This window comes from Halonatronum saccharophilum DSM 13868, assembly GCF_000517025.1.
Classification (GTDB): Bacteria; Bacillota; Halanaerobiia; order Halobacteroidales; family Halobacteroidaceae; genus Halonatronum; species Halonatronum saccharophilum.
Genome location: NZ_KI912097.1, coordinates 373563 through 384314 on the forward strand (window position 1 = coordinate 373563; position 10752 = coordinate 384314).

The following is a 10752-nucleotide window of genomic DNA, read 5'->3' on the forward strand; positions in this document are numbered from 1 at the left end:
AAATAAAATGTATTTTTGTAGTTTATTTTAGTATTTTAATTAACAAAACTTCACTTCTGTTGACTTCTTATTAATTTTCTTCAGTATTATTATTATAAAAAAGTAAGATAGGCGATTATATCTATAATCGCCTATCTTACTTTTTTATTCAACTTTAGTATATGTTACTATCAATCCTTCAATATATCAACAATTCTCTTTACTATCTCATTTAATGCTAATATTTCACTGGCAGCCCCCAACTCAATAGCACGTTTAAGCATACCAAAGATTGTAGCAGTCTCTTCATTTTGGGCCAACGTATAACCACCAACTTCTTTAATACTTCGTAGCCCTTTAGCTCCATCACTACCAATTCCTATTAATAAAATTCCAATTACTCTTCTTCCTGCCACTTTAACTAGAGAGTTAAAAGTTACATCAACAGATGGTCATTGATAGTTAACCTTATTACCCTTAAAAATTTTACTATAATATCCACTCTTCTTTCTTTCAACTTCTAAATTAAATCCACCTGGAACTACAAGTGCCTCCCCAAAGTTTATCTCCGTTCTTTGCTTCCTTAACTTTAATTTTACTAATCCTATCTAAGTTCTTGGCAAAGTTTCTTGTAAACTCTTTGGGCATATGTTGAATAATAATAGGAGGAGATTTTTAGGAAATAAAGGCATTATTTCTTTAAGAGCTCTAAGCCATTCATCTTAGGCATTTCAACATCAAGGGTTAATACATCAGGATCCAACTTTTTAACCTTCTTTACAGCTATATAAGGATCTTTGGCCTCTCCTACTACTTTTAAACTAGCATCTTGCTCTAATGTATCCTTTAAAAACCTTCTTACAACTAAAGAATCATTGACAATCAACACCTTAACCATATTATTTTTCATTATAATAAACTCCTTGGTAATTTTTAATCTTTTGTAAATACACTCTACCACCAGAACATAAATAGATTTTACGTCCATAATCATTACCTATATCTTTAGCTATAATAGGGATATTAAACTTCTTGAGATATTCTTTAGCAAAATAAATATTTGATCCAGCTACATCATTATAATTTATATTAACAACCTTACCACCACCAAATACTTTAGCCTCTAAAAACCTTATATTTGCTCCCTTCAACTTCATCTCTGCCATTAAAAGATCCCTAGCATCCAAACAACACTTACCCACTTTCCCCCCTTAACTGATTTTACTTTACCCTTGAGGGGTAACATATAATGATTCATCCCATATACACCATTCACATTATCTATCAAACACACAGCTATACAAGATCCTAATTCTGATATATTAGAATTTATTCTATCTCTTATCTTAACCCTCCTTTTTTCTAAATTAAAAGAAATTAACCTTCTTTTTTAATAACCATATAAAAAATTGATATCAAATTGTTTTTATTTCTATTTGTTTGATTATAAATTAACTTTATCATAGGCTTCATTCACATCCTTTTGCTCTATGCCCAAGTAATGTCTTGTAGTCGAAGTACTACTATGCTTATACTTGGCTTGAATTACTTCAATACTTATCCCCTGCTTGTGAGCATGATATCCCCAAGTCTTCCTTAAAGTATGTGTTCCTACTGCTAACTCAGTCAAGCCAACATTATAACACCACTTACGAACTAATTTATAAGCTTGAATTCTACTAATCGATTTACTTTTATTTCTTAAATTATAGATAAGATAATTATTACGATTAGCTGTTATATTGGTCCTATTAATTAATAAGCTTAAAGCATCCTTTGCTCCTCTATTTATCTTAACTATATTTCTTTTTCCTGTCTTTTGTTCAATTATCTCCAAGTTATCCTTGATTTTATTCTCTAAATCAACTACATCCTTAATTTGAATCCTAAGCAGATCACCTATTCGCAAACCAAAGTTAATTCCGCAGACAAAAAGTACATAATCTCTCCATCTCCCTCCACTTCTAAGCATATCCTTTATAGCCCCAATCTTCTCCTTATCTCTAATAGGATCCATTCGATTCCCCATATTATCCCCACCTTCTAGTTACTAATATAACATAAAGAACTATTACATTAAACAATATTGACAAAAGACAATAAACATTATTATATATTCTATTATTCTTAGTATATCTTATCCTAACTAATACTAAAAGGGTGTGAAATAATTGTTAACTATGAATAAAATAAAAGGTTCGGTATATTTAAATATACCGAACCTCTAAATATCCTTTTAATTAATAATTCTTCTCTTTTAATTCAAAGTGATCAACTGGGTGAACACAAGCTGGACATTTCTTAGGAGCCTTATCTCCCTTATGTACATATCCACAGTTTCTACACTTCCACCTTACAGTCTCATCCTTTTGGAAGACTTTCTCTTCTCTTAAGTTCTTAAGTAACTTTAAGTATCTATTCTCATGCTCTACTTCTACCATAGCAATTCTTCTAAAACATTCAGCAATCTCTGAGAATCCTTCTTCTTCTGCTACCTTAGCAAATTCAGGATATAACTCAGTATGCTCTTCATTCTCACCTGCAGCAGCTGCTTCTAAGTTCTCTTCAGTAGTTTTTATTTCGCCAGCTGGATACATAGCAGTAATCTCTACATCTCCACCTTCTAAGAACTTAAAGAACCTCTTAGCATGTTCTAACTCATTCTCAGCAGTCTCCATAAAGATAGCCTCAATCTGTCTAAAACCCTCCTTCTTAGCTTGAGATGCAAAATATGTATATCTACTTCTTGCTTGTGACTCCCCTGCAAACGCCTTCAATAAATTCTGCTCAGTCTTTGTTCCCTTTACACTTGCCATAACTTATCATCCTCCATAATTTTTATTTTATATTTATATCAAGCAATGCGCTGGTTGAGACGATATAGATAATAAATCGTAGCTTTATTACTAGCTTCAGTGTGTAGGGGCGAACCTATGTGTTCGCCCGAAATACATTACCAATTATATTTAAAACGTTTATATAATTTTTCATCGCAGTAAACTGTATAACGATTAATGTATCGTTTAGGGCAGACACATAGGTCTGCCCCTACATTTGCTCTTTAAAAGGACACAATATTACTATAAACTACATCTCTACAGCCAGCACATAACTTAAACAATTAAACTACTACTCTTACTTTACATTATAGATTTCTTTAAATTATCCTTTATTTCTGCTAATTTCTCTTCATCTGGTATATAATTAACCTTTATAGAATCAAGGATATCAAATTTGCAATTCTTTAACTCCTCTTCAACCTGCCCAATACTCTGACCTCCCCAGCCATAAGATCCAAAGGCTAAACCTATTCTATCTTTCGGGGCCAACCCCTTTAAATAAGTTAAAAAAGAAGCTACCGTTGGTAACATATTGTTATTTAAGGTCGGAGATCCTACACAGATATACTTAGCAGTTAAAACCTCTGTAATAATATCAGAAATATGATTATTCTTTAAACTTAACATCCTAATGTTAAGCCCCTTCTCTTCAAAGGCATCTCCAATAGCATAAGCCATCTTCTTCGTTGAATCCCACATAGTATCATAGATAATCAAAGCCTTCTCCTCAGTCTTATTTACCGACCACTTCTTATACTTTTCAATAATCTCTGGAACAAAGGTCCTCCAAATCACCCCATGAGAAGGTGCAATTATCTCAATATCTAAATCTTTCAAACTCTCTAATACTCTTTGCACCTGACTTCCGTAAGGCATAACTATATTTGCATAATATTTCTGCGCTTCTTCCATTATTATATCAAAAGAAGCTTGATCATCAAAACGCTCTGAAGAAGCATAATGCTGACCTAGTGAATCATTAGAAAATAATAATTTATCTTCCCTCAAATAAGCCACCATATTATCAGGCCAATGAACCATTGGCGTTAAGATAAACTCAATATCCCTACTTCCTATATTTAACTTCTCTCCTGGCTTAGCAACCTTAAAATTCCAATTTTCACCATAATGGGCCAACAACCCAGCCTTACCCTTTGGAGAAGTAACAACCTCTGCATTCTCAGCTACCTCCATTAATTTTGGTAGCCCTCCAGAATGATCCATTTCAACATGATTAGAGATAATATAATCTATTTTAGATGGATCTATAATAGAAGATATCCTATCTATCATCTCGTCATAAAGATGAGACTTAACAGTATCAACCAAAGTAACCTTCTCATCAATTATCAGATAAGCATTATATGTAGAACCTCTTTGAGTAAGATAACCATGAAAATCTCTCAAATCCCAATCTATCGCCCCTACCCAATAAATGTTTTCCTTAACTTCAATCGCTTCCATTTTTGCCAACTCCTTATATTTTTCTATCATACTATTCCCCTAAATTATTACATTAGAAATTTTTTAGTCTATATATATACTTAGAGAATACTAGTAACAATTCCTGCTTTTAAATCAAAAAAATCGTTTTTTAATAGTAATAAACTTAACCACTCAACGTTAACCCTCACCTTTTTTTAGTTGACAAAATACTTATTCCTCTGATATAATCTCATTATTGTAATAATATATTAATTTAAGAGGAGTGTTTTAAATGAAAAACTTTGAAACAAAAGAACTTATATTAGTAGCGTTATTTGCAGCTTTAACAGCAATTGGAGGATTTTTGAGTATACCTATGCCTTTTGGTGTACCCTTTACTCTACAACCTTTCTTTGTTATCTTTGCTGCCAACCTACTAGGAGGAAAACTGGCCTTCTTTAGTCAGTTAACATATTTAGCTATTGGATTAGTAGGCATTCCAATCTTCACCCAAGGTGGTGGACCATCTTATGTACTACAACCTACCTTTGGTTATTTAGTTGGCTTTGCCGTTGGAGCTTATATTATAGGAAAGATAGTAGAAAAGAGAGAAAAGACCTTCTGGAATCTGCTCATAGCAAACTCTATTGGTCTAATTGCCTTCTACTTCTTTGGTGTAATACACCTTTACTTAGTAATGAATCTATATATGGGAGTAGATTATGGAATCAAAACAGCCCTATGGGGTGGCTTCCTAATCTTTTTACCCTGGGATCTAATCAAAGGCTTACTTGCAGCAATAATCTCTAAAGAGATGATGGGAAGAATTGAAGATCAGCTTCCTATAACTAAAAGCTAAAGAGTTATCAAAAGTAATGCTGTATAGTAATAAAGCGTAGCTTTATTACTGGTGATGAGTAATCAGTAATGAGTAATGGGTAAAACCTTAAAAAACAGAAACCCCTTTGTTACCTAAGACTTATAAGAGATTTTGACTTTACTCATTACTCTTCACTCATTACCCATTACTAGTGGCACGAAAGTGACGCTTTATTACTATTAAATTATATTGGTAGTTTTACTTTTACCTAAATCAAAAGATCTATAAGAGGATTAATCCTCTTATAGATCTTTTTTCTACTTCAACTCTTCTAGTAAGCTCTTAAATTCACTTGGTTGCCTTCTTCTCTTAACCAAAAATTCATCACCTATTTGAGGATGTCTCTCTCTAAAAGTAGACCTTCCCTCTTCTTTATAGATAATACCGATAGGGATTTTATCTCCCCACTCCTGGGCTCTCTTAAAGGCCTCATTATAATTGCCAGGGTCATACCCTTCTTCTAGTTTATAAACCCTCTCTTTATACCATTGGTAGGTGTTTATCCGATTAAAAGAAACACAAGGTTGTAATATATCCACTAAAGCATAACCTTTATGATTCAAAGCAGCTTTTATAGTCTCTGTTAAATGCTCTTTATCTCCCACAAAGCTTCGAGCAACAAAGCTAGCTCCTAAGGCTACTGCAGCCTTTATTGGGTTAAAAGGATTACCTGCATCTCCATTTGGTTGAGTAGAAGTACTAAAGCCTTCCTCTGTAGTAGGCGAAGCTTGACCCTTAGTCAACCCATAGATTTGATTGTCATGAACCAAATGGGCTATATCTGGATTCCTTCTAATGTTATGAAGAAAATGGTTACCTCCCTCTCCATAGGTATCTCCATCACCAGATTCCACTATTACCTTCATCCCTGGGTTAGCAATTCTCATCCCCAAAGCTGGTGGTAATGCACGACCATGAAGTCCATTAAAACCATTTATTTTAAGGTAATGAGGCATCTTAGCTGCTTGACCTATACCTGTAAACATAGCTACTTGGGATGGTTCTAACTCTAATTGGGCCAACGCATCGATCAATGCCGTCCTCAAAGGCAAATCTCCACACCCCGGACACCAAGCAGTCTCCCTATCACCTTCGTAAACATTTATATCTACCATTAACCCATCACCTCTTCCTTAATCGCTTCATAAATCTCTCTAGCAGTAAAGGGACGTCCATCATACTTTAATATCTCATGCTCAAAGATAATTCCAGTTTCACCAGTTACCAACCTTGAAAATTGAGCAGTAGAGTTGTTCTCTATACAGATAGTCTCAACCTCATCTACCCTATCCTCCAATTCTTCAATTGGTAAAGGCCAAAGATCATTAAAGGATAAGACTCCAACCTTTTGGCCATCCTCTTCTAACATCTCTCTTGCTTCAACCATTGGCCCGTAAGTTGATCCCCAACCGATAAGTAGATACTCTACATTATCATCTCCAACATACTCTGGCTCTTGCAGATCCTCTAAAATCAATCTATCTAACTTCCTATCCCTCTTATCAACCATCATTACCCTAGTTTCAGCATCTTCGATAATATTCCCCTTCTCATTATGTTCATCACTATCAACCATAACAATCTCGTCTTCAAACTGACCTGGATAAGCAAGGGGAGATACTCCATCCTCAGTTACCTTATACCTTTCATATTCGGTAATACCTGATGCTTTTTCATCGCTCATATACCAATTTCCATTCTCTAAAGAATCTAAATCGAATTCATCTACATTAATTTGAGAATCGGCAATAAATTGATCACTTAAGATTATAACAGGGATCTGATACTTTTCAGCAATATTTTGAGCTCTAAAGCTTTGATAAAAGGCATCTTCAGCATCTTTAACACTCATTACCATTAAAGGAAAATCACCTTGAGAAGCATTAATAGCAAATAATAGATCTGCCTGCTCAGTTCTTGTTGGTAATCCTGTAGCAGGTCCAGGTCTTTGCACATTAGCAATTACTAATGGTATCTCTGCCATACCAGAAAACCCTAAAGCTTCAACCATTAAAGAAAATCCTCCACCAGAACTTCCTGTCATAGCTCTAATCCCACTATAAGAAGCCCCTAAAGCCATCATAATAGCAGAAATCTCATCTTCAGCTTGCTCTACAACAACATTTAAATCATTTTGACGCTTTGATATATAATTCATTACACCAGTAGCTGGAGTCATTGGATAAGCTGAATAAAATTGAACTCCTCCTACTACTGCACCCATACCTATCGCTTGATTTCCATTAATTAATATCTGGTCACCTTTAGCTTCAACCTCTGGTAGATCTCTTCTCTTTTCTACAAGCTCATAACCCTTTCTTAAAGCTTCTAAATTTAACTCTTTTATCTCTTCAGCTCTCCTAAAATACTGATTCAATACTTCCTGAGCAATCTTTAAATCAAATCCTAGAAATTTAAGAACTACTCCAACAAATACAGTATTAGAAACTCTGCCATTACTTAAATCCTTAGCTATCTTAGAGGCTTCAATGGAGATAACCTCTTTTCCTTCTATATCTAACTCACCATCAAAAACTATAACCCCATCATCTTTTACTAAATCCTGATGAAGTTCTAGAGTTTCTTCATTTAATGCCAATAATATATCCTCTTCCACCTTAGGAGCAAGTAACTTCTTCTCATCACTCACTCTAATTCTCATAAAATTATGTCCTCCACGAATTCTAGATTCATAATCTTTGCTAGTGTGAACATAAAAACCACTCTTAAAAAACACTTTACTAAAAATAAAATTAAGCGTATTTAAACCTTGTCCCGCTTGGCCACCAATCACCAAATTAAAATGCATTAGCTTACCTCCCTAATCAGAATACTATATACATTAGTTTACGCATTGCTTTAGAAATTATAAATAATAATTAAAAAGTTATATATTCTAACATCTCATTTTAATAAACATCTTAAAATCACCTCTTATGATCTAATCCTTTTACCTATCTACTCTTAGAGCTAGGCCAAAAGATAATATTTTTCTCTTTAGAAAATCTCTTTTAACTAAAACCTTTATTCGCTCCCCCTTTTTGATTATATTAATAACTGTTATTAATTGCATTATAGCTCATATAGTATTATTTGTCAAAAATACCACACAATCCTCTTTGACTTATTGCATATTCTTAACTAAATTAACCTACAATATAAATGTATATGTAAAACCTATCTCAACAAAATAACGGAGGTGCTTTTTTAGATGATTAATAATGAGATGACTGCTAAAAATATAAGATCTGCTTTTGGTGGAGAAAGTCAAGCGTATCAAAGGTACATAGCTTGGGGAAAAATAGCAGAGAAAGAAGGTTTTCCAAATGTAGGCCTTTTATTTAAAGCTATTGCCTATGCTGAATAGGTCCATGCCGGCAACCACTTTGAAGTCCATGAAAATATAGAAGGTGACTTTTTAGTAGCATCAGGAGCAGGTTTTGGTGTTGGCCCGACTTCAGAGAACCTTGAAGGTGCCAAAGCAGGAGAAAACTTTGAAATTGAACAGATGTATCCAAGTTACTATCTAGTTGCTAAAGATCAAGGAGAAAAAGATGCAGTCAAATCATTTCATTATGCTCTAGAAGCTGAAAAGATCCACTCTGACTTATTTGCTCAAGCCAAAGAAGCTGTTGATAGCGGAAATGATTATGACCTAAAGTATGTAAGTGTATGTGAAGTCTGTGGTCATACCGTAAAAGATGGTACACCAGATCAATGCCCTATCTGTGGTGCAAGCAAAGATCAGTTTAAAGAGTTTAGACACTAATGTAACTTAAGGAGGAATTTAAAATGAAATACTATGAAGTAAAGAATGTAGCCAATGAAAAAGAAAAAAGCGAATTAGAAAAGAAACATATACCAATTATAGAAGCACCTGATAAAGTAAATAAAGATGAATTTTTTGAAGTTAAACTAAAAATAGGAAAAATAGATCATCCAGTGGATAAGGATCATTTCATCCAATATGTAGACCTTTATGCAGAGTTTTACCACTTAGGAAGAGCAAACTTTACCCCTGAGGCAAAAGCAGAGGCTACATTTAAAATCAAATTAAAAGAAAGCTGCACCTTGAGAGCTTATGAATTATGTAATCTCCATGGTCAATGGGAGAGTGCTAAGAAGATAGAAGTAGTTTAATTAACAAGGCTAGCATAGAATCTTCTATGCTAGCCTTGTTAACTTCTTTTCAACTACTCTCACATCATTATTTTATGCTGTAGCTTCATTACTGTTATCAATATTCTTGTTAGGTCTATCTAGAAACTGTACATTTCTTGCTGTAATTCCTGTCTTATACTTTCTATCACCTGTCTTTTCATCTTCCCAGCTATCTACTCTAATTCTTCCTTCTACTGAGATCAATCTACCTTTTTCTAAGTACTTAGCACATTGATCTGCTAAGTTTCTCCAGGCTTCTATAAATATAAAATCTGTTTCCTGTTCACCATCTTTATTCTTATACCCACGATCAACCGCGACAATTAAATCGACTTTCTTATTCCCATTAGAAAAAACCTTTAGCTTTGGATCTCTTACCAACCTTCCAACCAAACTCACTTGATTCAACATTTTAAATCATCCTCTCTATATATTTTAAAAATATTTTAACCATTTTTTTCTAAAATATACATATTAATTTGATTTTTATTCATTTCAAAAGATTTTAGAGGACTAAGTCTAATATTTATAATAATTAAAAGCGATCTTAAAAAATAAGAGTAAAGGGATAATCCCTCTACTCTTCATCTAATTTGAAGGTATGTTTCTAACATATCTTTCATTTTAGAAGCTTCTGAATCATTATATGCTTCAATCATAAAATGATCTCCTTCAAGTGTCGTATTAAATTCTTCAAACCCCTCTTTTCTTAAATAATCCTCAACAGCGAAGATATCTTCATTTTGAGTCAATAATGCCCTATTTCCTACAAAATCATCATTAACATATACATGATATCTGTCATGAGCTAATTTTAATTCATTACTTATTTCTTCCTGATCCCACTTAGGCAAGAACCACATGTTGAACTGCCAGTTATTATAATCAGTCATTATAACCTCCTGATATAACTATTTAAAGGATTATCAGACTTTATCTCCTTGTCTTAATTATATCCACCGAGGTTAGATTTATAATAGTAATATATTCCTATAGATAACTTATTCTTTACTTATCATCTCTTCTTTTATTTGATTTTATAAATTTATAAGTTAAGAGATGTAAAACTATAATAATTATTAAAACCATAAGAATAACTTTAGAGTAAATCCCAAAAGAAAAACCTTCTTCTAATATTAAACCACTAGTCGCTGTTAATAGTATAATCTTAGGTAATGTAACAAGCCATGATATTGTTATATAAAGGATATAACTTATATCTGTTAATCCATAAGCGTAATTCTGTAAATTTATAGGTATTAATGGTGTAGATCTAGTTAAAATCAAAACCTTCCACCCATAAATATCAAACCACCCATATATCTTGTCCATCATATCCTTCTTGTCCAACCAATCTTTAAAAAAATCTCTGGCAAAGTATCTTGATATTATAAAAGAAAGGCTAGCCCCAGCAACAAAAGCAATTGATACAAAGATCACTCCCCAAAAAGATCCAAAAGATATACC

General features: G+C 33.3%; 14 protein-coding genes and 1 pseudogene. 3 read left to right on the top strand and 12 right to left on the bottom strand.

Annotated features, from left to right (window positions below; all coding sequences use genetic code 11):
- Positions 1–170: 170 nt before the first annotated feature.
- The 7 genes from HALSAC_RS17715 to HALSAC_RS0113080 all read right to left on the bottom strand — a co-directional run bounded on the left by HALSAC_RS17715 (position 171) and on the right by HALSAC_RS0113080 (position 4283).
- Positions 171–395: a chemotaxis protein CheB gene (locus HALSAC_RS17715; RefSeq protein WP_027340633.1), complete on the bottom strand. Its 225-nt coding sequence runs from the start codon at positions 393–395 to the stop codon at positions 171–173.
- 109 nt (positions 396–504) lie between these two features.
- A complete protein-coding gene (locus tag HALSAC_RS17875) occupies positions 505–627 on the bottom strand; it encodes a chemotaxis protein CheB (RefSeq protein WP_211231348.1) in 123 nt (40 codons plus the stop codon).
- Between the two features lie 43 nt (positions 628–670).
- Positions 671–889, bottom strand: coding sequence for a response regulator (locus HALSAC_RS17430; protein WP_027340634.1), 219 nt, complete (start codon positions 887–889; stop codon positions 671–673).
- Positions 879–1181 (bottom strand): chemotaxis protein CheD, encoded by a 303-nt coding sequence (locus tag HALSAC_RS0113065; RefSeq protein ID WP_027340635.1) that lies wholly within the window; start codon positions 1179–1181, stop codon positions 879–881. The genes HALSAC_RS17430 and HALSAC_RS0113065 overlap by 11 nt, the downstream gene beginning before the upstream one ends.
- 242 nt (positions 1182–1423) lie before the next feature.
- Positions 1424–2008: a tyrosine-type recombinase/integrase gene (locus HALSAC_RS0113070; protein WP_027340636.1), complete on the bottom strand. Its 585-nt coding sequence runs from the start codon at positions 2006–2008 to the stop codon at positions 1424–1426.
- A 211-nt stretch (positions 2009–2219) separates the two neighbouring features.
- Positions 2220–2795, bottom strand: a complete 576-nt coding sequence (gene rbr / locus HALSAC_RS0113075; RefSeq protein WP_027340637.1) for a rubrerythrin — start codon at positions 2793–2795, stop codon at positions 2220–2222.
- Between the two features lie 324 nt (positions 2796–3119).
- Positions 3120–4283 (bottom strand): oxygen-binding di-iron domain-containing protein, encoded by a 1164-nt coding sequence (locus HALSAC_RS0113080; protein WP_027340638.1) that lies wholly within the window; start codon positions 4281–4283, stop codon positions 3120–3122.
- Positions 4284–4536: 253 nt separating this feature from the next.
- Here HALSAC_RS0113080 and HALSAC_RS0113085 point away from each other — a divergent pair, with 253 nt between their 5' ends.
- Entirely contained in the window at positions 4537–5103 is a 567-nt protein-coding gene (locus tag HALSAC_RS0113085; protein ID WP_027340639.1) for a biotin transporter BioY, read from the top strand.
- A gap of 278 nt (positions 5104–5381) precedes the next feature.
- Here HALSAC_RS0113085 and HALSAC_RS0113090 read toward each other — a convergent pair whose 3' ends face one another.
- Both HALSAC_RS0113090 and HALSAC_RS0113095 read right to left on the bottom strand, forming a co-directional pair.
- The gene (locus HALSAC_RS0113090) at positions 5382–6239 is read right to left on the bottom strand and encodes a thiamine pyrophosphate-dependent enzyme (protein ID WP_027340640.1); all 858 of its coding nucleotides are present in this window, start codon (positions 6237–6239) and stop codon (positions 5382–5384) included.
- Positions 6239–7933 carry a 2-oxoacid:acceptor oxidoreductase subunit alpha gene (locus HALSAC_RS0113095; RefSeq protein ID WP_027340641.1) on the bottom strand — a complete coding sequence of 565 codons (1695 nt, stop codon included), beginning with the start codon at positions 7931–7933 and terminating at the stop codon, positions 6239–6241. The genes HALSAC_RS0113090 and HALSAC_RS0113095 overlap by 1 nt, the downstream gene beginning before the upstream one ends.
- A gap of 402 nt (positions 7934–8335) precedes the next feature.
- On the opposite strand from HALSAC_RS0113095, the pseudogene HALSAC_RS16015 reads away from it, so the two are divergent.
- Positions 8336–8893 (top strand): annotated as a pseudogene (locus HALSAC_RS16015) (rubrerythrin family protein).
- 23 nt (positions 8894–8916) lie between these two features.
- Positions 8917–9264 carry a class II SORL domain-containing protein gene (locus HALSAC_RS0113105; RefSeq protein ID WP_027340642.1) on the top strand — a complete coding sequence of 116 codons (348 nt, stop codon included), beginning with the start codon at positions 8917–8919 and terminating at the stop codon, positions 9262–9264.
- A gap of 72 nt (positions 9265–9336) precedes the next feature.
- Here HALSAC_RS0113105 and HALSAC_RS0113110 read toward each other — a convergent pair whose 3' ends face one another.
- The 3 genes from HALSAC_RS0113110 to HALSAC_RS16655 all read right to left on the bottom strand — a co-directional run.
- The gene (locus HALSAC_RS0113110) at positions 9337–9696 is read right to left on the bottom strand and encodes a single-stranded DNA-binding protein (protein ID WP_027340643.1); all 360 of its coding nucleotides are present in this window, start codon (positions 9694–9696) and stop codon (positions 9337–9339) included.
- 173 nt (positions 9697–9869) lie between these two features.
- Positions 9870–10178, bottom strand: a complete 309-nt coding sequence (locus HALSAC_RS0113115; RefSeq protein ID WP_027340644.1) for a hypothetical protein — start codon at positions 10176–10178, stop codon at positions 9870–9872.
- Positions 10179–10293: 115 nt separating this feature from the next.
- Positions 10294–10752, bottom strand: a 459-nt coding sequence (locus HALSAC_RS16655) for a TVP38/TMEM64 family protein (protein WP_169730101.1), incomplete at its 5' end; no start/stop codon positions are given.

Coding starts and splice junctions, on each gene's coding strand:
- HALSAC_RS0113115 (WP_027340644.1), bottom strand. CDS start 10,178: ATGACTGATTATAATAACTGGCAGTTCAACATGTGGTTCTTGCCTAAG.
- HALSAC_RS0113080 (WP_027340638.1), bottom strand. CDS start 4,283: ATGGAAGCGATTGAAGTTAAGGAAAACATTTATTGGGTAGGGGCGATA.
- rbr (WP_027340637.1), bottom strand. CDS start 2,795: ATGGCAAGTGTAAAGGGAACAAAGACTGAGCAGAATTTATTGAAGGCG.
- HALSAC_RS0113070 (WP_027340636.1), bottom strand. CDS start 2,008: ATGGGGAATCGAATGGATCCTATTAGAGATAAGGAGAAGATTGGGGCT.
- HALSAC_RS17430 (WP_027340634.1), bottom strand. CDS start 889: ATGAAAAATAATATGGTTAAGGTGTTGATTGTCAATGATTCTTTAGTT.
- HALSAC_RS0113105 (WP_027340642.1), top strand. CDS start 8,917: ATGAAATACTATGAAGTAAAGAATGTAGCCAATGAAAAAGAAAAAAGC.
- HALSAC_RS0113090 (WP_027340640.1), bottom strand. CDS start 6,239: ATGGTAGATATAAATGTTTACGAAGGTGATAGGGAGACTGCTTGGTGT.
- HALSAC_RS17875 (WP_211231348.1), bottom strand. CDS start 627: ATGCCCAAAGAGTTTACAAGAAACTTTGCCAAGAACTTAGATAGGATT.
- HALSAC_RS0113085 (WP_027340639.1), top strand. CDS start 4,537: ATGAAAAACTTTGAAACAAAAGAACTTATATTAGTAGCGTTATTTGCA.
- HALSAC_RS0113095 (WP_027340641.1), bottom strand. CDS start 7,933: ATGCATTTTAATTTGGTGATTGGTGGCCAAGCGGGACAAGGTTTAAAT.
- HALSAC_RS0113110 (WP_027340643.1), bottom strand. CDS start 9,696: ATGTTGAATCAAGTGAGTTTGGTTGGAAGGTTGGTAAGAGATCCAAAG.